The organism is Geminicoccus harenae, from assembly GCF_019800005.1.
GTDB lineage: Bacteria > Pseudomonadota > Alphaproteobacteria > Geminicoccales > Geminicoccaceae > Geminicoccus > Geminicoccus harenae.
In genome coordinates this window covers 181,195-202,139 of the sequence record NZ_JABGCL010000008.1, presented here as the reverse complement: position 1 = coordinate 202,139, position 20,945 = coordinate 181,195, and the positions used below count along the sequence as shown (strand labels likewise).

The 20,945-nt window shown below is 70.9% G+C and carries 14 protein-coding genes; 4 read left to right on the top strand and 10 right to left on the bottom strand.

Annotated features, from left to right (window positions below; genetic code table 11):
- Positions 1–40: 40 nt before the first annotated feature.
- The 4 genes from HLA95_RS09975 to HLA95_RS09960 form a co-directional block, all read right to left on the bottom strand.
- Positions 41–613: a hypothetical protein gene (locus HLA95_RS09975; protein ID WP_191060697.1), complete on the bottom strand. Its 573-nt coding sequence runs from the start codon at positions 611–613 to the stop codon at positions 41–43.
- Positions 610–1,738 (bottom strand): peptide chain release factor 2 gene (gene prfB / locus HLA95_RS09970; RefSeq protein ID WP_191060696.1). Its coding sequence is split into 2 segments (ribosomal slippage): positions 610–1,668 and positions 1,670–1,738, totalling 1,128 coding nucleotides; the frame shifts between segments, so codons are not numbered across the junction. The genes HLA95_RS09975 and prfB overlap by 4 nt, the downstream gene beginning before the upstream one ends.
- Before the next feature lie 60 nt (positions 1,739–1,798).
- Entirely contained in the window at positions 1,799–4,270 is a 2,472-nt protein-coding gene (locus HLA95_RS09965) for a penicillin-binding protein 1A (protein ID WP_191060695.1), read from the bottom strand.
- A 183-nt stretch (positions 4,271–4,453) separates the two neighbouring features.
- Entirely contained in the window at positions 4,454–5,830 is a 1,377-nt protein-coding gene (locus tag HLA95_RS09960) for an N-acetylmuramoyl-L-alanine amidase (protein ID WP_222183164.1), read from the bottom strand.
- A gap of 434 nt (positions 5,831–6,264) precedes the next feature.
- On the opposite strand from HLA95_RS09960, the gene HLA95_RS09955 reads away from it, so the two are divergent.
- On the top strand, positions 6,265–8,952 hold the full coding sequence (locus HLA95_RS09955; protein ID WP_222183162.1) for an Rne/Rng family ribonuclease: 2,688 nt from the start codon (positions 6,265–6,267) through the stop codon (positions 8,950–8,952).
- Here HLA95_RS09955 and HLA95_RS09950 read toward each other — a convergent pair.
- The gene (locus tag HLA95_RS09950; protein WP_322100119.1) at positions 8,949–10,133 is read right to left on the bottom strand and encodes a pyridoxal phosphate-dependent aminotransferase; all 1,185 of its coding nucleotides are present in this window, start codon (positions 10,131–10,133) and stop codon (positions 8,949–8,951) included. The genes HLA95_RS09955 and HLA95_RS09950 overlap by 4 nt on opposite strands.
- A 24-nt stretch (positions 10,134–10,157) precedes the next feature.
- Here HLA95_RS09950 and HLA95_RS09945 point away from each other — a divergent pair, with 24 nt between their 5' ends.
- Complete coding sequence (locus tag HLA95_RS09945) at positions 10,158–11,498, top strand: M48 family metalloprotease (protein WP_222183160.1); 1,341 nt, start codon at positions 10,158–10,160, stop codon at positions 11,496–11,498.
- A gap of 37 nt (positions 11,499–11,535) precedes the next feature.
- Complete coding sequence (locus tag HLA95_RS09940; RefSeq protein WP_191062119.1) at positions 11,536–12,264, top strand: DsbA family protein; 729 nt, start codon at positions 11,536–11,538, stop codon at positions 12,262–12,264.
- Between the two features lie 4 nt (positions 12,265–12,268).
- On the opposite strand, the gene HLA95_RS09935 is transcribed toward HLA95_RS09940, so the two are convergent.
- From HLA95_RS09935 to HLA95_RS09925, 3 genes are read right to left on the bottom strand one after another with little or no spacing between them, the layout of a single operon-like run.
- On the bottom strand, positions 12,269–12,934 hold the full coding sequence (locus HLA95_RS09935; protein ID WP_191062269.1) for a class I SAM-dependent methyltransferase: 666 nt from the start codon (positions 12,932–12,934) through the stop codon (positions 12,269–12,271).
- Entirely contained in the window at positions 12,931–13,401 is a 471-nt protein-coding gene (locus tag HLA95_RS09930) for a peroxiredoxin (protein ID WP_222183158.1), read from the bottom strand. The genes HLA95_RS09935 and HLA95_RS09930 overlap by 4 nt, the downstream gene beginning before the upstream one ends.
- A gap of 17 nt (positions 13,402–13,418) precedes the next feature.
- The gene (locus tag HLA95_RS09925; protein ID WP_222183156.1) at positions 13,419–16,349 is read right to left on the bottom strand and encodes a bifunctional [glutamine synthetase] adenylyltransferase/[glutamine synthetase]-adenylyl-L-tyrosine phosphorylase; all 2,931 of its coding nucleotides are present in this window, start codon (positions 16,347–16,349) and stop codon (positions 13,419–13,421) included.
- Here HLA95_RS09925 and HLA95_RS09920 point away from each other — a divergent pair.
- Complete coding sequence (locus HLA95_RS09920; protein ID WP_222183154.1) at positions 16,343–18,736, top strand: YhdP family protein; 2,394 nt, start codon at positions 16,343–16,345, stop codon at positions 18,734–18,736. The two genes, HLA95_RS09925 and HLA95_RS09920, sit on opposite strands and share 7 nt — an antisense overlap.
- A 12-nt stretch (positions 18,737–18,748) precedes the next feature.
- On the opposite strand, the gene tyrS is transcribed toward HLA95_RS09920, so the two are convergent.
- Together tyrS and HLA95_RS09910 are read right to left on the bottom strand one after the other, a co-directional pair.
- Positions 18,749–19,990, bottom strand: coding sequence for a tyrosine--tRNA ligase (gene tyrS / locus HLA95_RS09915; protein ID WP_222183152.1), 1,242 nt, complete (start codon positions 19,988–19,990; stop codon positions 18,749–18,751).
- Positions 19,991–20,050: 60 nt separating this feature from the next.
- On the bottom strand, positions 20,051–20,722 hold the full coding sequence (locus tag HLA95_RS09910) for an alpha/beta hydrolase (RefSeq protein WP_159712199.1): 672 nt from the start codon (positions 20,720–20,722) through the stop codon (positions 20,051–20,053).
- Positions 20,723–20,945 lie beyond the last annotated feature (223 nt).

Sequence of the window (20,945 nt, the reverse complement as noted above, 5' to 3'; positions counted from 1 at the left end):
CTGGTCGGGCACCGGCGTCGCCGTGCCCGACCCTTCCCGCTCACTGAAGCTGGCGTTCCAGCTCCTCGATCCGCGCCTGGGCGCGCGCCAGCTCCAGCCGCAGCCCTGCCGGGTCCTCCAGGACCGGGAGTTCTGCGGCCAACGGTGTGCCGGCCCCAGGCTCAGCGATCACCGACCGCTGCGCTGCCAGCTCGCTCAGCGCCTGCGCCATCGCATCCAGCTCGGCGCGGGCGGCGGCGATGCCGCTCTGGGCCTTGGCGAACTCGTCGAGCCTAGCCGCGGCCGCCTTGGTCAGTTCCTGTGCCTCGCGCTCCAGCCGGTCGCGCTCGCCGCGCACCGTGACCAGTTCCGCGTCGAGCGCCCGGTTGCTCTCGCGCAGCTGCCCGTTCTCCCGCTCCAGCTCCCGGATCCGGTCGTTCAGCCGGCCGATCTCCACCAGCCGGTCGGCCGCGTCCTTGGCCGCCGCACCGGTGAGCGCCCGCTGCTCCTCGACCTTGGCCCGGATCTGAGCGAACGCTTCCTCGAGCTGCGCCGCACTGGCGCCGTCCTCCAGCGCCAGCGCCGGACCGGCGCCGATGAGGACGACGCCCAGCAGCATCACCGCCGGCCTCAAGCCGGATCCTCCACCTCCGTGGCCACACCGGTGACGCCACGCGCCAGCGATGCCTCCAGGAACTGGTCGAGATCGCCGTCCAGCACGCCCTGCGTGTCCGACGTCTCCACCCCGGTGCGCAGGTCCTTCACCATCCGGTAGGGCTGCAGCACGTACGATCGGATCTGGTGGCCCCAGCCGATATCGGTCTTGGCCGCCTCGGTGGCATCCGCCGCCGCCCGGCGCTTTTGCAGCTCCAGCTCGTAGAGCCGGGCGCGCAGCATGCCGAACGCGGTGTCGCGGTTGCGGTGCTGCGAGCGGTCGGTCTGGCAGCTCACCACGATGCCGGTGGGCAGGTGGGTGATGCGGATCGCCGATTCGGTCCGGTTGACGTGCTGGCCGCCGGCGCCGGACGCCCGGTAGGTGTCGATGCGCAGGTCCTTGTCCTGGATGTCGACCTCGATCGAATCGTCGATCTCGGGATAGACCCAGACGGAGGCGAAGCTGGTGTGCCGGCGCGCCTGGCTGTCATAGGGGGAGATGCGCACCAGCCGGTGCACGCCCGCCTCGGTCTTCAGCCAGCCATAGGCGTTCTCGCCCTCCAGCCGGAGCGTGGCGGACTTGATGCCGGCTTCCTCGCCCTCGGTCTCCTGGATCAGGCCGACCTTGTAGCCGTGCTGCTCGGCCCAGCGCGTGTACATGCGCATGAGCATCTCGGCCCAGTCCTGGCTCTCCGTGCCGCCGGCACCCGCGTTGATCTCGATGAACGCGTTGTTGCGGTCGGCCTCGCCGGACAGCATCGCCTCCAGCTGCAGGCGGCGGACGGTGTCCTTCAGGCTGGTGAGCTCGCGCTGGATGTCGCCCAGCGTCGTGTCGTCGTTCTCCGCCTCGGCCAGTTCCGCCAGCTCCAGCCCGTCGTTCAGCCGGGTCTCGATCTCGCGGACCTGATCGATCCGTGCCGCCAGGCCATTGCGCTCGCGCATGATCTTCTGCGCGCGCTCGGCATCGTTCCAGAGCGTCGGATCCTCGGAAAGGGCGTTCAGCTCGTCCAGGCGGACCAGGGCTTCATCCCAGTCAAAGATGCCTCCGCAGAAGGGCCACACCCTCCTTCAGCTCGTCCGCGGGGTTCGCGATCTCAGCACGCATGTTCAGGCTCCGTAGGGACAGGATCGGGCATTGATGGGAAAAGGTGGGGCTGCCGGCCGCTCAGTACAGGCCGTCATCCATGATCGGCGGTGCCACCGGTGCCGTGGGCGGCGCCGGACGGCCGGACGGCTGCGGGTCGTAGAGGGCGGTCTCGCCGCCGATCACCGCGGCACTCGGCAGCTCGCTGGTGGGCGCGGTGCCCGGCAGGAACGCCTCCAGGATCACCTGTTTGGTGTCGGGGCCGGGCAGGGCGCCGGTCGCGGCATCGATGCGGACCAGCTGCACGCCGGGCGGGACACGGAACGGGGTGGGCGGCGTGCCTTCCAGCGCCTTGCCCATGATCTCGGTCCAGACCGGCAGGGCCACCGTCCCGCCGGTCTCGCGATCACCCAGGCTCTTAGGTTGGTCGAAGCCGATGAACACGCCGGTGACCAGGTCGGGCGAGAAGCCGACGAACCAGGTGTCCTTGGCATCGTTGGACGTGCCGGTCTTGCCGCCGAGCGGCCGGCCCAGCTTGCTGGCGTTGGCAGCGGTGCCGCGCTCCACCACGCCGGCCAGCATGTTGGTCATCTGGTAGGCGAAGCGCTCGTCGGTCACTGCCGGCCTGGTATCGGGCAGCAGCGGCGGCAGGCCGCCGTCATAGGCCAGGGCGGTGCAGCCCTCGCAGCCCCGGTCGTCCCGGCGCATCAGCGTCCTGCCGTAACGGTCCTGGATCCGCTCGACCAGCACCGGGGTGAGCTGCCTGCCGCCATTGACCAGCTCGGCATAGGCGGAGGTCAGGCCCAGCAGCGTGACCTCGTTGGAGCCGAGCGAGCCCGCCAGATAGTGCTGCAGGCCGCGATCGATGCCGAAGCGGCGCGCCACGTCGATCACCTTGTCCATGCCGACCGCCTGGGCCAGGCGCACGGTCATCAGGTTGCGCGACTTCTCCAGGCCCAGGCGCAGGGTGGAGGGGCCGTAGAAGCGCTGGCTGAAGTTCTCGGGCTTCCACTTGGGCTGGTCCGGCCCCTGGTCGATCACGATCGGCGCGTCCAGCACGATCGAGGCCGGCGTGTAGCCGTTCTCCAGGCCCGCCAGATAGACGAACGGCTTGAAGGCCGAGCCCGGCTGCCGCCAGGCCTGGGTGGCCCGGTTGAAGCTGCTCTGTCGGAAGTCGAATCCGCCGGAGACCGCCAGGACCCGGCCGGTATTGGGATCGAGCACCACGGCGGCACCCTCGACCTCGGGGCGCTGGCGCAGGCCGAAGCGCGGCGGCTCGCCGTCGGCGGCGATGTTCTCGACCAGGATGACGTCGCCCTGCTTCAGTACCTGATCGGCGCGCGTGGGTGCGGGACCCATCTTGCCCTCGGCATCCACCGGGCGCGCCCATTTCAGGTCAGCACTGCGGATCGTCCCCGTCGTGCCGTCGGCCAAAGCCAGATCGGCGCCCTCGGCACCCGCGGCCAGCACCAGCGCCTTTTGCCAGTCGAGCAGGCTGAAGCCCGGATCGACCGCCGCCAGCGCGTCCTGCCGGTCCGGGCGGGTGGCGGCGTCCGGCAGGTTCGCGATCGGGCCGCGCCAGCCGGTCTTGCGGTCATAGTTGGACAGGCCGCGCCTAAGCGCGATGTCGGCGATCCGCTGGATGCGCGGCTGCACCGTGGTCCGCACCGACAGGCCGCCCTCGTAGAAGCCGGCCTCGCCCAGCTGCGCCACCAGCCGGCGGCGCACCTCCTCCAGGAAGAAGTCGGCCGAAGCCTGGTCGGCCTGGCCCCTTCGGGCGCGCAGGACGAACGGCTCGGCCCGCGCGGCGTCCGCTTCCGCGGCGGTGATGTAGCGGTCCGCCTGCATCCGGCCGATCACGTAGTTGCGCCGGTCGCGCGCGATCTCGGCATTGCGGGCCGGGTCGTAGCGCGACGGCGCCTTCGGCAGCCCGGCGATGAACGCGATCTCGCCCAGCGTCAGCTCGTCCAGCGACTTGTCGAAATAGTTGAGCGCCGCGGCAGCGATGCCGTAGGCCCGGTAGCCCAGGAAGATCTCGTTGAGATAGAGCTCGAGGATCCGGTCCTTGCTCAGCACCCGCTCCATGCGGATCGCCAGGATCGCTTCCTTGATCTTGCGGTCGATCGACACCTCGTTGGTGAGCAGGAAGTTCTTCGCCACCTGCTGGGTGATGGTCGAAGCACCGCGCGGCCGCTCGTCATTGGCGACCCGGCGCAGGTTGTCGACCACCGCGGACGCGATGCCCTGCGGATCCACGCCCCAGTGGTGCCAGAAATTCTGGTCCTCGGCGGCGACGAAGGCCTGCTGGATGCGGACCGGGATCGCGTGGATCGGCACCCAGACGCGCCGCTCCTTGGCGAACTCGGCGAGCAGCCGCCCGTCGCCGGCATGGACGCGGGTGACCGTGGGCGGCTCGTAGGTGGCGAGCTGCGCCACGTCCGGCAGGTCCTGGCCATAGCGCCACCAGGCATAGCCCAGTGCACCGACACCGATCAGCACCGCCAGCAGGAGCAGGTTGAACAGCACGCCCAGCGCGCGCAGGAACGACGTCAAGCTCTTCAACCTTCCCGTGCGAGGCAATGCGCCGGCGGCAGACTCCGTGCCGGGCCCTCTACCGGGTCCCGTGGCAGCCGATGCGGCAGCGGCGATCGTTCACGACCGAACTTCGCCGCCAGGTTACCCCATCCGTCGGCAGGTCTCAATTCCGCACCGGCCCTGCCGGCCGATTGCGTGCGCTCAGTGGAGCGCCCTGGCGAAATAGGTGTCCAGCGCGTTCAGCACCGCGCCTGCCAGCTTGCGGCGATGCGCCGGGTCGTTGAGCAGCTGCTCGTCGCGTGGGTTGGACAGAAAGCCCAGCTCCAGCAGCACGCTCGGCGTGTCGGGCGACTTCAGCACTACGAAGCCGGCGAACCGGCGCGTGCCCTTCACCAGCCGGGTGACCTTGCCGAGCTCGTCCACCAGGGCGTCGGCAAAGCCGATCGAGCGGTTGGTGGCGTCGCGCAGGGCGAGGTCGATCAGGATCTCGCTCACGATCGGGTCCTGGTCGGTCAGGTCGAGGCCGCTGACGATGTCGGCCTTGTTCTCCTTCTGGGCGAGCGCTGCGGCCTCGCGGTCGGAGGCGCGGTCGGACAGGGTGTAGACCGAGGCGCCGCGCATCTCGGCATTGCGCGCGAGGCTGTCGGCGTGGATCGAGATGAACAGGGCGCCACCGGCCTCGCGCGCGAAGTTCAGCCGCTGGCGCAGCGGCACCGCCTCGTCGCGCTCGCGGGTGAGCGCCACCCGGTACCGCCCGGAAGCTTCCAGCCTGGCCTGGATCGCCTTGGCCACGGCGAGGGTGATGGTCTTCTCGTAGGTGCCGCGCCGGCCGATCGTGCCCGGGTCCTTGCCGCCATGGCCGGGGTCCAGGACGATCAGCGGCTTGACAGGTGCGGGCAGCGAGGCCGGTGCTGCCTGGTCCGCGGCGGGTGCGCCCAGCACCGAGCCGACCCCGGCGGTGGCGGTCGGCGGTGCCACCGCCTCCGGGCGCGGCAGGATCTTGCGCGTGGGCACGGGCGGCACGCGCCCGGTTGTTGCCGACGTGGCCGGGGGTGCTGCCGGCCGTTCCGCCGCCGCCTCGTTCGCCGCTGCCGCAGGCGGGCCGGGTGGTGGTGCCGGCTCCAGTTGCGCCTGGGCCTGGGCGGCCAGGGCGGGGGCGGGCCCGGGGATCAGGTCGATCACCAGCCGGTAGAAGCGCGAATCCGCGGAGGGCACCAGGAGCTCGGCATGCGCCACCCGCGCCTGGCCCTTCAGGTCCACCTCGAGGCTGGCCGCGCCCGGCGTGGTGCTGGTGTACCAGGCATCCACCAGGCCGCGTGGCTGGGGCAGCCGGCCGATCGGCAGCGCCCAGCGGGCCTGCGGCACGATCACCTCGAGTCTGGTGCGGTCGGCGGACAGGCTGGTCTCGATCGGGACGTTGGCGTCGAGATCAAGAACGATCCGAGTGTGGGCGTCCCGCATCCCGAACCGCAGCCCGGAGATCAGGGTCTCGGCAGCGGCAGCCGGCAAGGTGGCGAATAGGATCGACAGCATCACCATGGCGAGGACCGCCAGGCGATGCGCGGTTACAGCTGCCATCGACCGATGACGGGAACCGATGCCGCCGATATGTCTTGGTGATTGAGACAGCGGATCGATGGTTCTATAGTCCCGTGCGTGCGAGCGGATCCGGTGCCGATCGCCGTGGTTCGCGCAAGTTCGCAGCCCGGCTTCCGGATAGCGCCGATCCCGCCGCATCTCAACCAACAGGCTGCCCCGCCGGGTCGAACCCGGGGTCGCCCCCTTCCTTCCGAACGCAATGCACCACGTTGGATACCTGCCGTACGACGAACCCCGCAGAAGTGCGGTGGTCGAACCGTCGGCACCGGGCCGCGTGGCACCCCTCGTCTCGGCCGCCGCCAGGCGGGCGAGCCAACCCGATTCGCGCGCAGGGCTGCGCGCGGGCCTACAGCAGCACGCGGCGGCGCCGGGCATCACCATGCCTCGCCATGCGCGTGCGGAGACTCCCCTCGATGACTCGACGCATGTTGATCGATGCCGGCCACCCGGAGGAAACCCGGGTCGTCATTCTCAATGACAAGCAGCTGGTCGATTTCGATTTCGAATCGTCCACCAAGAAGCAGATCAAGGGCAACGTCTATCTCGCCAAGGTGACGCGCGTGGAGCCTTCGCTCCAGGCCGCGTTCGTCGAGTATGGCGGCAACCGGCACGGCTTCTTGGCCTTTTCCGAGATTCATCCGGACTACTTCCAGATCCCGCAGGCCGACCGGGCGACCCTGGAAGATGTCGCCCGCGGCGACGAGGGCGATGGCAACGGCAACGGCAACGGCTCGGACGACGACGACGAGGCCGACATCGCCCGCCGGCGCGCGCGGCTCCTGCGCAGCTACAAGATCCAGGAAGTGATCAAGCGCCGGCAGATCATGCTGGTGCAGGTCGTCAAGGAGGAGCGCGGCACCAAGGGTGCGGCGCTGACCACTTATCTGTCGCTCGCCGGCCGCTACTGCGTGCTGATGCCGAACACGCCGCGCGGCGGCGGGATCAGCCGCAAGATCGACGATCCGGAAGACCGCAAGCGGCTCAAGGAGATCGCGGCGGAGCTGGAAGTGCCCAAGGGCATGGGCCTGATCATCCGCACGGCCGGCCAGGAGCGCACCCGGGCCGAGATCCGGCGCGACTACGACTATCTCCTGCGCCAGTGGGAGGACATCCGCGAGACCACGCTCAAGAGCATGGCGCCGGCCCTGATCTACGAGGAAGGCGACCTCGTGAAGCGGGCGATGCGCGACCTCTACAGCCGCGACATCGACGAGGTGCTGGTCGAGGGCGACGAGGCCTACAAGCAGGCCAAGCGCATCATGACCATGCTGATCCCGTCGCGCTCGCGGCAGGTGAAGCAGTATCGCGACGAGGCGCCCCTGTTCTTCCGCTACGGCGTGGAGGACCAGCTCGACTGCATGCACCTGCCCAAGGTGGACCTGCCGTCGGGCGGCTCGATCGTGATCCACACGACCGAGGCGCTGACCGCGATCGACGTCAACTCGGGCAAGTCGACCCGCGAGCGGCACATCGACGAGACCGCGCTCAAGACCAATCTGGAGGCGGCGGACGAGGCCGCGCGCCAGATGCGGCTGCGCGACCTGGCCGGCCTGATCGTGATCGACTTCATCGACATGGCCGACCAGCGCCACGAGCGCCAGGTCGAGCGGCGGCTGCGCGACGCCCTCAAGCTGGACCGTGCCCGGCTGCAGATCGGCAAGATCAGCCAGTTCGGGCTCCTGGAGCTGTCCCGGCAGCGGATGCGGCCGTCCCTGCAGGAACTGTCCACCCAGACCTGCCCGGTCTGCCACGGGCTGGGCGTGGTGCGCTCCACCGAATCCTGCGCCCTGCAGGCACTGCGCCGCATCCAGGAGGTCGGCATCGCCGGCGAGACTGCGGTGATGCGCGTGGTCGTGCCGAGCAGCGCTGCCTACTACCTGCTCAACCACAAGCGCGACGCGCTGTTCCGCATGGAGCAGCGCTACCAGATGCGGGTGTTCGTCGACACCGACGACCAGATGATCCCGGGCGACATCGGCGTGGAGCGCATGGAGCGGCGCGAGAAGCCGATCGAGGTGCCGCCGCCCGCCTCCCTGGCCGAGCCCGAGGAGCCGGTCGAGGAGCCGATCGTCGAGGAAGAGGAGGAGGAACTGGTCGAGCGCCGCAGCGAGCCTGCCCGCGGCGAGAATGGCCGCGGCCGGCGTGATCGCCGCGGTGGCCGCCGGGACGAGGCTGGCGAGGACCGGCAGCAGCGCGAGCCGGCCAAGGCCGAGGCCGAGGCCGAGGTCGAGGCGGAGGAGCCGGTCGGGGCCGAGCAGCCGGTCGAGGCCGCAGCCAATGGCGAGGACAGCGAGGAAGGCGGCCGCAAGCGCCGTCGCCGGCGCCGTCGCCGTCGTCGCGGCGACCGCAACGGCGAGCAGGCCGGCATGGCCCAGCAGCCGGGCGACGAGGACCAGTTCGACGAGGATGCCGAGGAAGGCGAGCCGCTGGCTGCCGAGGCGCCCGAGGTCGAACCCGTCGAGGCCGAAGCCCGCGAGCCGGTCGAGGTCGAACCCGTCGAGGCGGGGCCGGTGGAAGCCGAGCCGGTGGAGGCTGCGGCCGAGCCGGTCGGGGACGCTGGCGAGGCGGCACCGGCCGACACGCCGGTCGTCCCGCTGCCGATCGAGCTGATGACGCCGGTGGAAGCCCCGCCCGTGCCGGAGGTGGCCGAGGAGCCGGTGGCGGAGGCCAAGCCGAAGCGGCGGCGGACCACCAGGAAGGCGGCCGCGGAGACCGCCGAGCTGGCCGAGGCGGCAGCGGAGGAGGCCAAGCCGGCCAAGCCGCGCCGGGCACCTGCCAGGAAGAAGGCCCAGGCCGAAGCAGAGCCGGCGGAGCCGGCGGCCGAGGCCAAGCCGAAGCGGCGGCGGACCACGAAGAAGGCCGCCCAGGCGGACGTGCCGGCGACCGAGCCGGCGCCGGTGGCTGCGGCGGAGCAGGCCGCACCGGCAGCCGAGCCTGCTCCGGCGCCTGTGGCGGCTCCGGAACCCGCCCCGGCGCCGGCACCCGAGCAGGCTCCGGAACCGGCCCAGGCCGAGCCTGCGCCCGCACCGGAGCCGGTGGCGGCCGAAGCACCGGCCCGGCCGGTGCGGCGCGGCTGGTGGAACCGGCTGACCGGCAGCTAGGCCCGGCGGATCATCGGGGTGAGAGCGGCTTCGAGCCGCTCCGCCCCGATCCGGATCCGCTCCGGATCGGCAGCGAACGACAGCCGGATCCAGTGCTCGCCGTCGACCGGGTCGAAATCCATGCCGGGAGTGACGGCGACATGGGCCTCGTGCAGGAGGCGGCGCGCCAGCTCGCTGGCCGAAAGGCCGGTCGGCCGGATATCGGCCCAGAGATAGAAGGCGCCGTCGGGCGGGGCGATCCGGTCGAGCCCCGCCCGGCCCAGTGCCCGGCGCAGCAGGTCGCGGTTGGCCCGGTAGATGTCGACCCGGGCGTGCAGTTCCTCCTCCGCATCCATGGCGGCGGTGGCGGCCACCTGGGCGACGGTGGGCGTGGAGATGAACAGGTTCTGCGCCAGCCGCTCCACCGGCCGGACCAGCGGCTCGGGCAGCACCAGCCAGCCGACCCGCCAGCCGGTCATCGCCCAGAATTTCGAGAAGCTGTTGACGACCAACGCCTCTGGCTCGACCTTGAGCACCGTGGTCGCGGGTGCCTCGTAGGTGATGCCTTGATAGATCTCGTCGACGATCAGGCGGACGCGACGCGCCCTGGCCCAGGCGGCAAGGGCCGCCAGCCGCGCGTCGTCGAGCATGGTGCCGGTGGGATTGGCCGGGCTCTGCAGCACGAGGCCATCGATCCGGCCCGGGATCGCGTCGAGCTCCGCCGGGGTCGGCTGGAAGCCGTCCGCAGGCCCGGTGGCGACCCGCACCGCCTCGATGCCGAACGCCGCCATGACGTTGCGGTAGCAGGGATAGCTGGGATCGGCGACCAGCACCCGGGCACCCGGGTCGAAGCTCGCCAGGAAGCCCAGCACGAAGCCGCCCGAGGCACCCGTGGTGACCGCGATGCGCTGCCAGTCGACCTCCAGCCCGTGCCAGTCGCGATAATGGCGGGCGATGCGCCGGCGCAGGGCGGGCATGCCCAGGGCCGGCGTATAGCCGAGGGCGCCATCGCGCACGGCCGCGGCGGCGGCCTCCAGGGCGGAGGCCGGCGCGCCGCCGCCGGGCTCGCCGATCTCGAGATGGACCACGTCATGGCCCGCCGCTTCCTGCCGGGCCGCGTCGATCACCACGTCCATCACCAAAAAGGACGGGATCGCACTGCGCGTCGAGGGTGGAAGGGAGGTCGTCTGGTCGGCTGGCACGGCTTCTCCTGCCGGATGGTGGCGGTGGTCGTCCTGGTCCTGGCCCTGCTGGCGGCACCGCTGCGGCCGGTCCTGGCCCAGTCCCTGTTCCTCCTGCGCGATGTCGAGATCGAGACGACGCTCCGCGAGCTGTCCGACCCGATCTTCCGCGCAGCCGGGCTCGATCCCTCCTCCATCCGCATCTACATCGTCAACGACAACTCGCTGAACGCGTTCGTCGCGGGCGGGCAGAACCTGTTCCTGAACTCCGGCCTGCTGATCACCACCGAAACCCCGGACCAGCTCGAAGGGGTGATCGCGCACGAGACCGGCCATATCGCCGGCGGCCATCTGAGCCGCGCCCAGGTCGCGATGCAGAATGCCGGCACCCAGGCGCTGCTCGGCACACTGCTGGGGCTGGCCGCCGCCGCCATGGGTGCCCCGCAGGTCGGCATCGCGGCGATGGCGGGCGGGCTCACCGTGGCGCAGGGCGGCTTCCTGAAGTTCAGCCGCGGCCAGGAGCAGGCGGCCGACCAGGCCGCGGTGCGGCTCTTAGGTGATCTCGGCCAGAGCCCGGAGGGCCTGCTGCAGTTCTTCCGGATCCTGGATTCCGACGACCTGCGCGTGAGCGGGCGGGCCGATCCCTGGCTCCTGACCCACCCGCTCACCAGCTCGCGCATCGAGTTCCTCCAGAACCAGCTCGCGAAGTCGCCCTACGCCGGCAAGCAGATCGAGGGGCCTGCGGTGGAGCGGCATGCCCGGATGCGCGCCAAGCTCGACGCCTTCCTGGCCGAGCCGTCGGACGCGCTGCGCCGCTGGCAGGACGACGACACGCTGGCCGGCCGCTACGCCACCGCGATCGCGCTCTACCGCATCCCGCGCCTGAACGACGCGCTGGCGGCGATCCGCCAGCTCATCAAGGAGCATCCCGACGATCCCTATTTCCATGAGCTGGAAGGGCAGATGCTCTACGAGAATGGCCGGCTGGCGGAGGCGGCAGGACCCTATCGCGCAGCCTTGCGCCTCCTGCCCCGCAGCGGCCTGCTCAAGCTGGGCCTGGCCAAGGCGCTGATCGATTCGGACGACCCGGCCGATCTCGCGGAAGCGCGCCAGCAACTCGTGGACACGACGGTCGCCGAGCCGGGCAACGCCGAGGCGTTCCGGCTGCTCGCCACCGCGGAGGGCCGGCTCGGCAACGAGGGGGCGGCGGCGATGGCGATGGCCGAGTACCATCTCCGCACCGGCCAGTTCGACGACGCCCGCCGCTTTGCCCGGCGCGCGTCGCAGATGATCCAGCCGGGCGATCCCGGCTTCCTCAAGCTGCAGGACCTGCAGGCGGCGATCGACGTGCTGCCGGCGGATTCCCGCAACCGGCGAACCAACTAGAACGGCGGCCGCTGCCGCCCATGCTGGAGTGAACTCCTTGCGCATCCGCCCCGTCATCCTCGCCGGCTTCCTGCTGCTGGCAGCCCCGCCGCTCCTGGCCCAGGAAGCGCCGCCGCTCGACAGGGCTGCCGTGGAGCAGGTCGTGCGTGATCTGCTCCAGCGCGAGCCGGAGCTGGTGATGGAGGCGCTGCAGTCGCTCCAGGCCAGGCAGGAGGCCGAGCAGGCCGAGCAGGCCAAGCAGGCGGTGGTCGACAATGCCGAGGCTCTGAAGGGCGAGCCCGCCGAGGTCGCGGCCAATCCGGACGGCGACGTCACCCTGGTCGAGTTCATGGACTATCATTGCGGCTATTGCCGGCGGATGATGCCGTCGATCCGCGAGCTGGTGGCCAAGGACAAAGGTGTGCGCTTCGTGCTCAAGGAGTTCCCGATCCTGGGGCCGGATTCGGTGGTGGCGGCCAGGGCCGCGGTCGCCGCGCGCAACCAGGGGCGCTACTGGGACATGCACACGGCGCTGATGGAGAGCGAGGACATCTCGCTGGACGGCGTGCGGGCCCTGGCGGGAGGCCTGGGCCTGGATGTCGCCAGGCTGGAGGCGGACATGAACTCGCCACAGACCGAGCAGGTGCTGGCCGCCGACATGGAGCTGGCGCGCAAGCTCGGCCTGCGCGGCACGCCCGCCTTCGTGCTGGGCGGCGAGATCATCCCGGGTGCCGTGCCGCCCGAGCAGCTGGAAGACCTGATCGCGGCGGCGCGCGAGCGCAGCTGAGCCGTCAGCGGCGGCGCCGCAGCAGGGTCAGCCCGTCGCCCACCGGCAGGAGGACCAGCGCCAGGTCCGGATCGTCGTGGATCGCCTGGTTCAGGCGCCGCAGCGTGTCGGTTTGGCGGCTCGTATCGTCCGGGTCCGCCACCCGGCCACGCCACAGCGTATTGTCCAGGACGATCAGCCCGCCGGTCCGGACCAGGCGCCGGCAGCGCTGGAGATAGGCGGGGTAGGACTTCTTGTCGGCATCGATCAGGGCCAGGTCAAAGCCGTCCGCACCGCCCTCGGCCAGCAGCGCGTCCAGGCTGGCGAGTGCCGGCCCTTCCCGGAACCGGATCCGGTCGGCCACCCCGGCCGCTTCCCAGTGCCGGCGACCGAGCGCCTGCCAGTCGGCGTTGACGTCGAGCGTGGTCACCCGGCCGTCCGGGGGCAGGGCCAGCGCCATGGCGAGCGTCGCGTGGCCGGTGAAGCAGCCGACCTCCAGCACGGCCCTGGCACCGGTCGCCTCGATCAGGAAGGCGACCAGTGCGGCCGCCTCCGGCGAGGTGCGCATGTCGCCATGCTCCAGCCGGTCGGTCTCGGCCCGCAAGGCCGCCTGGGCCGGATGTTCGCGCACCCCGACCGTCGCGACATAGGCGGCGAGCTCCGCGGGCAGGCCGATGGTGCGCGCGGTCAGTGGCCCACCTCCGTCGCGGCCGCCAGCACGTCCTCGACATGGCCCGGCACCTTCACCCCGCGCCAGGTGCGCACGATCACCCCCTCCGCATTGACCAGGAAGGTCGAGCGGTCGATGCCCATATAGGTCTTGCCGTAGTTCGACTTCTCGACCCAGGACCCCAGCGCCTCGACCAGCCGGCCGTCCTCGTCCGATGCCAGCGGAAAGCTCAGGCCGCACTTGCGCTTGAACCGGTCATGGCTGCTCACGCTGTCCTTGGACAGGCCCACCACCTCGAAGCCGATCGCCTCGAACTCGCCGTAGCGGCTGGCGAAGGTCTGCGCTTCCAGCGTGCAGCCGGGCGTGTCGTCCTTCGGGTAGAGATAGAGGACGTAGGGCCGGCCCTTGAGCTGGGCTGAGGAGATCCGGCCGCCGCCATCGGTCGGCAGGTCGAAGTCCGGCATGGCGTCACCGGGCGAAAGGGTCACGAGCGGGCCTCCATCCTTCAGTTCAACAGCCGGTCGAACACTTGGCGCACCGTCTCCTGACTTTCAACGAGCCTGCGCTGGAGAAGCGCCATGTCGCTGGGCAGGCCGGAGCGGCCCTGAGGATCGGCCGCGCGCAGGAGCGCTTCCTGCATGGCGGCCGGAAGCGACCTGGGCATGGTGCCGCTGTCCTGGGACAGGCGCAGCGTGGCGAACAGGCGGATCAGCAGCCGCCAGGCATGATCGAGTGCGGCCGCCTCGTGGTCCGGCAGCAGGCCGGCCTCGGCTGCCTTGGCGAACACGGCAGGGGTGGAGCGGTCGCGCAGGCCCGGGTGCTCGGCCAGATGGGCAAGCTGCAGGAACTGGGCCAGGAACTCGACCTCGACGATCCCGCCCCGGACATGCTTGAGGTTCCAGGGATCGTCGCTGCCATGCTCCTTGAAGATCCGCATGCGCATGGCGCGCACGTCCTGGGCCAAGGCGGCGCCCGGGCGCGGGCGGTGCAGCACCGTCTCGATCGCCTCCTGCACCTCGGCGGCCAGGCCAGTGTCGCCCGCCACCGCACGCGCCCGGGTCAGCGCCTGGTGCTCCCAGGTGGCGGCGGTCTGCGCCTGGTAGCGCACGAAGCGCTGCAGCCTAGTCGCCACCGGGCCGGCATTGCCGGACGGCCGCAGGCGCATGTCGATCTCGAACAACGTGCCCTCGCCGGTCCGGGCCGAGATGGCGCTGGTCAGCCGATTGGCCAGCCGCGCGAAATAGACATCGGCCGAGATCGGCCGCTGCCCGTCGGATTGGCTGTCCTCCGGCGCGTCATAGACGAAGATCAGGTCGAGGTCCGAGCCGATCGTCAGCTCGCGCGAGCCGAGCTTGCCCAGGCCCAGCACGCAGAACCGGCCGTCCGGGATCCGGCCGTGCTGGCCGACCAGCCAGTCGAGCGCCTCGGGCAGGAGGTGGGCCACCGCGATCTCGGCGATGGCTGAAAGGGTCTCCAGCGCCGCCTCGGCCGGGGTGACGCCCAGGAGGATGTGCAGGCCCGCCTGGAACTGCCGGCCGTGCGCCCAGCGCCGGATCAGGTCGAGCTTGTCCTGGAGGTCGCGCGCGTCCTGGAGCCGGTGCTCCATCTCGGCCTGGAGCTGCGCCTGGTCGGGTAGGGGATCGAAGAAGTCCGGCTCGAGCAGCGCGTCCAGGAGGTCGGTATGGGCGGCCAGATGGGCCGCCAAGCGTGGTGCGGCACCCGTCAGGTCGACGATCAGGCGCAAGAGCTTCGGGTTGGCGCGCAAGAGCGAGAAGATCTGCACGCCCGAGGGCAGGTTGGTGATGAACCGGTCGAACAGGCTGAACGCGCCATTCACGTCCGCCGCCCGGCCGAACGCCTGGAGCAGGGCCGGCATGAGCTCGGTCAGCAGCTCGCGGGCCCGCACCGTGCGGGTGGCGCGGACATGGCCGTGATGCCAGTCCCGGATCCGCCGGCTGGCCGCGGCCGGGTCGGTGAAGCCCAGCGCCGCCAGGTGCTCGAGCGTCGCCGGATCGTCCTCCGTCCCGGTGAACACCAGCGAGGCCCCGGCGCCCAGGTCCGGGCTCGTCTCGAACAGGGCGGCGTAATGCCGTTCCACCGTGCGGAAGGTTTCCTCGAGATCACGGGCGAGGCTCGCCCCCGTCGCATGGCCGGCAAAGGCGGCGAACGCCTCGAACCGGTCGGCACGCTCGGGTAGGCGCTGGGTCTGCTGGTCGGCCACCATCTGCAGCCGGTGCTCGACCGCGCGCAGGTAGCGATAGCAGTCGATCATCTCGCCCGCCGCGTCCTCGGCGACCCAGCGCGAGCGGGCCAGCGCCTCCAGCGCCTCGACGGTGCGGTTGCTGCGCAGGCCAGGGTCGCGGCCGCCCAGGATCAGCTGCTGGGTCTGGGCGAAGAACTCGACCTCGCGGATGCCGCCGCGGCCGACCTTCACGTCGTGGCCGAGCACCGCGATCTGGCCGAAGCCGCGATGGGCGTTGATCTGGCGCTTGATCGAATGGATGTCGGCGATCGCGGCGAAGTCCAGGTGCCGGCGCCACAGATAGGGGCGCAGCTCCTCCAGGAACGCGTCGCCGGCCGCGAGGTCACCGCCTACCGGCCGGGCCTTGATCATCGCGGCCCGCTCCCAGTTCTGGCCATGCCGCTCGTAATAGAGCTCGGCGGCCGGCACCGGCAGCGCCAGCGGGTGGCCTGGCGGGTGCGGGCGCAGGCGGAAGTCGAGCCGGAACACGTAGCCGTCCCGGGTCTTCTCCTGGAGCATGTATTCCAGGCCACGCACCAGCCGCGAGGCCAAGCCCATCTGGGTGGCGCCGCCGCCCACCTGGAAACGGTCGGGGTCGAACAGGACGATCAGGTCGATGTCGGAGCTGAAGTTCAGCTCAGCTGCCCCATACTTGCCCATGCCCAGCACGACCAGGCCGGAGCGGCGCACCGGCTCGTCCGGGTCGAGCGTGATCTCCTTGCGGTCGGCCGCGTCCTGCAGGAGCCGGCGCAGGGCCAGGTCGATGGCGAGGTCGGCGAACTCGGTGAGCGCCGCCGTCACCTGCTCCAGCGTCCAGGCACCGGACAGGTCGGCCAGCGCCACGGCCAGCGCCACCTGCCGGCGTGCCCGGCGGAGCTGCGCCATCAGCCGCGACCGGTCCGGCAGCGGGCCTGGCCGGCCGAGTTCGGCCTGGATCTCGGCCAGCACCAGGCCTGCTCCCGAACTCAAGGTGCGGGCCAGAACCTGGGGGAACTCGACCGCGTTCTCGGCCAAAAACGGGCTGCCGGCCAGCATGCCGTCGAGCAGGCGGGTGTGCCGTGCGTCCTCCAGCACCGCCTGGACGAAGTCCCGGCGCGCGGGGTCCGGTTCGGCCTCGACGGCGCGCTTCAGCCGTGCACGATGGCGGGCGACGGTGGCATGATCGGCGGTCAGCGGAGGGTGGAGAAGTGGCAAGGGACGTCGATGCCCTTCCTGATGCGGCCCTCCCGCCGGACGCACGGATCCGCGGCAGTGCCCATGGCCCGGTTGATCAGAGAGTGGCGGCCTCGGACGGCCGCGGCAAGCGGCAGGGCTGGGTCGTGCGCAGCCTGCGAGCCCTGGCCGCACTGGTCGCCGTGCTGCTGGTGCTGGCCCTGCTGGGCGGCTTCGCCCTGTACCAGCGGCTCCAGCAGGGCCCCTTGTCGCTGCAGCCGCTGGCGTCCTGGCTGGAAGGGCCGGTCGAGCAGCGGCTCGGGCGGCCGGTCGAGATCGAGGGGCTGACCCTGGCCCGAGGGCCGGCCGACAGCGGCGGCTGGGTCCTGAGCGCCAGCCCGGTCCTGATCGGCGGCGACGCCCCCGCCCGGGCGGAGCGCCTCAGCCTGCACTTCGAGCTGCCGTTCGAGCTGGTGGATGCCGACCTGCGGGTGGTCGACACCGATGCTCCGACCCTGCTGGCAGCCTGGCCGCCAGGGCTGCTGCCCGATGTCCGCGACCTGCTGCGCGACATCATCCGGGCCGGCAAGATCCGCACCGGCACGCTCAACTATCGCTTCATCGAGAGCGGCCCGCCCGACCTGCGGCTGCAGGTCGATGCCGAGCAGGTGGCAGCACAGTTGCCCAACGGGCTGCCTCTGGTCACGGCGCCCGAGGCCGACATCCGGATCGACGGCGGCACGCTGCGGATCACTGGCCCCAGCGCCACCGGCGCCGACCTCACCGCCGAGTGGGTCGAGGTGAGGATCGACCACATCACCGATTCCCTGCCGTCGCACCTGCGGTTCAGCGGCCATGCTCATGGCAGTGCCCATGCACTCTACCGGCTCCTGGCCGGCCCACCCCTGCGCATCATCCCGGGCGACCTGGTGGGCGCGGAGGGAGTGCACGGCCGGATCGACGGGCAGGTGCGGCTCGGCATCCCGCTGGTGGACCAGATCACGCCCGATGCGGTCGATCTCGAAGTGGACGCACGGTTTCGCGAAGTGTCGGCCGTGCTGCACCTGCCGGTCACCCTGCCGCTCACCGCCACGACCGGCAGCTTCAGCGCGCGCAACGGCGCCATCGTCACGAGCGGCGAGGCCAGGCTGTACGACAACCCGCTCAGCTTCGAGCTGCACGACCGCTGGCGCGGCCCGCAGGAGGAGCGCCGGCTGGCGCTGAAGGGGCCGGTCGGCCGGGAGTTCCTCGACCGCTTCGGCATCGCCATGCCGGACATGCTGCATGGCACGGCCCTGGTCGCCGGCCGGCTGCGCCAGGACCGCCATGACGTGTGGCATGCCGACATTGACGCCGATCTGGCCGAACTCGGCATCAGGGAGGAAACGATCGGCCTGGACAAGCCGGTCGGGCAGCCGGGCAGGCTGACGCTGACTGCCTGGTTCGACGGTGCTGCCGACTGGGCGATCGAGCAGTTCACGGTGGATGCCGGTGCCCAGCGTGCCAAGGGCTCGCTGGCAACGGCAGAAGGCGGCCGGCTCCTGCACCTGGACGAGCTGGTCCTGCCGGGCACCAGCCTCGGTGCCGACCTGCTGCTGGCAGCCGATGGCGGGATCAGCGGCCGGGTGGCGGGCCAGCGGCTGCGCCTGCCCAAGGGCAGTGCCGGCGCCGCGGGCGCGCCTGCCGGCCAGTCTGGCCAGTCCGGCTCGTCGGCGCCGCTCCCGCTCAAGCTCGAGATCGCGATCGATCAGGTCGAGCTGGAGGATGGCAGCCTGACGAAGCTGGCGGGGCACGTCCAGCGCGGTGCGGACGGTTTCGAGGACGTGCGGCTGGACTTCGACCTGGGCGGGCCGGGATGGCTGGCCATCACGCCGGCGACCATGGCCGGGCGGCACCGTCTGGAACTGCAGGCACCCGATGCTGGCAGGCTGCTCGCGGGCCTGGGCATCAGCGATGCGATCAGCGGCGGCAGCCTCAAGATCGCGGCTGATCTCAGCCGCCAGGTCCCCGACCTGCAGGCGTCCGGCCGGGTCGACCTCGGCCCGACCACGGTCCGCATGGGCGGGCAGGACCCGATGCCCTTCCACAAGATCGTCCTGCCCTTCCAGATCGACGGGCCGAAGCTGCGGATCGACCGGGCGCGGATGACCGGCGGGCCGGTGGGCATCCGGGTGAGCGGCAGCCTCGACCGGCAGACCAGGGCGCTCGACATGGCGGGCGAGGTGACCCCGCTCTACCCGCTCAACCGCTTCATCGGCCAGATCCCGATCATCGGCACGATCCTGGGCGGCACGCGCGGGCTGGGGGCGATCAACGCCGACTTCACCCTGACGGGGACGCTGGACAACCCGCAGGCCCGGCTGGCGGCCAGCTCGGTGCTGGTGCCGGGCGTGGTGCGCGACCTGCTCCGCTCGATCCGGCCGCACTAGCCTGTTGGAGGTTCAGCCGGCGAGGCGGGCCAGCACATGGCGCTTCTTGCCGGCCGATAGCTTGACGCCCTGTTCCAGCAGGGCCCGCGCCACCGTCCCCTGGGGATCGGCCACCGTCTGGTCGTCCAGCCGGGCACCGCCGCCCTGGATCAGCCGGCGCGCCTCGCCATTGCTGGCGGCAAGGCCGGCCAGGCGGAACAGGTCCGGCAGGGGCACCTGCTCGGCCAGTTCGGCAGCCGGCAGCTCCACCACCGGCAGGGAGGCGCGATCACCGCCGCCGAACACGCCCTGTGCCTGGGCGCGCGCCTGCTCTGCCGCCGCACGGCCATGGCACAGCGCCGTGGCCTCGGTCGCCAGGATCGCCTTGGCCTCGTTCAGCTCGGCACCTTCCAGCTTTTCCAGCCGGGCGATCTCGTCCAGCGGCAGCTCGGTGTAGAGCTTGAGGAAGCGGCCGACGTCGCGGTCCTCGGTGTTGCGCCAGAACTGCCAGTAGTCGAACGGCGCGAGCATGGCGTCGTTCAGCCAGACCGCGTTGCCCGCGGACTTGCCCATCTTCTCGCCGGACGCAGTGGTGATCAGCGGCGTGGTCAGGCCGAACAGCTGGACGTTGTCGACCCGCCGGCCGAGCTCCACGCCGTTGACGATGTTGCCCCATTGGTCCGAGCCGCCCATCTGCAGCCGCACGCCCAGCCGCCTGGACAGTTCCAGGAAGTCGTAGGCCTGGAGCAGCATGTAGTTGAACTCGAGGAAGGTCAGCGGCTGCTCGCGCTCCAGCCGGAGCCGGACCGAATCGAAGGTCAGCATCCGGTTGATGGTGAAGTGCCGGCCGTACTCGCGCAGGAAGTCCATGTAGCCGAGCTCGAGCAGCCAGTCGGCATTGTCGACCATGGTGGCCTTGCCGGCGCCGAACTCAAGGAAGCGCGCGAGCGAGGCACGGATCCCGGCCTTGTTGGCTTCCAGGCTTTCCCGGGTCTGCATCTTGCGCAGCTCGTCCTTGCCGGACGGGTCACCCACCAGCGTGGTGCCGCCGCCGACCAATGCGACCGGCCGGTGGCCGAAGCGCTGCAAGGTGCGCAGGAGCATGATCGACACGAGGTTGCCGACATGCAGGCTCTGCGCCGTGCAGTCGAAGCCGATATAGCCGGTGATCGCTCCGGTCGCAGTGGCCTCGTCGAAGGCCGCCTCGTCGGTGCACTGGTGGACGAACCCGCGGGCATGGAGCTCGCGCAGGAGTTCGGAGCGATGGCCGGTCACGTTCTTCTGGCTTCTTGATGGTGCCTGGGGGATCGGCCGGACAGGGGCCCGGCCGGAGGGTCAGCGGGCGGTGAGCAGCGCCTCGCCCGGGATGCGGTTCATGCGCCGGTCCATATAGTGCTCGCAGGTGCCCACGAACCGGTCCATGTGCTGGCTGAACGAGTGGTCGGCATTCTCGATCAGGTCGAAATCGATCGTGATGCCGCGCTGCTGGCTCAGCTTGTTGACCAGCTTGTGCACCGATTCCACCGGGGTCACTACGTCACGCTCGCCATGGACGATCAGGCCCGAGGACGGGCAGGGCGCCAGGAAGCCGAAATCGTAGATGTTGGCCGGCAGACCCGCCGAGATGAAGCCCACGACCTCGGGCCGGCGCATCAGGAGCTGCATGGCGATCCAGGCGCCGAAGCCGAAGCCGGCCACCCAGACGCCCGACGCGTTGGGATTGTGTAACTGCATCCAGTCCAGCGCGGCGGCGGCGTCGCGCAGCTCGCCCTGGCCATGGTCGAACTGACCCTGCGAACGGCCCACGCCGCGGAAGTTGAAGCGCAGCACCGAGAAGCCGCGCCGCACATACATCTGGAACAGGGCGTAGACGATGCGGTTGTTCATCGTGCCGCCATGGAGCGGATGCGGGTGCAGGATCACCGCGAGCGGCGAGGTCGGGCCTTCACCGTGGACGTAGCGGCCCTCGAGCCGGCCATCCGAACCGTTGAAGATCACCTCAGGCATCGAAAACTCCGCTACGACCGAATCGGCAAGACAGGTCCGCCCCTCCGTCTGGGGCCGGATCATTGCTGCCGTCTTGGGACGTCCCTATACTGCCTCGAACGTGGCTCCCACGTCCGGATCCACGCCAGACCGTGCCACGGTACGCATCGCATCGTGCTGGAGAACCGAACACGCGCAACGCGCGGCGGGCAGCCCGGCGCACGATCGCAGGTCGTTTAGCGCG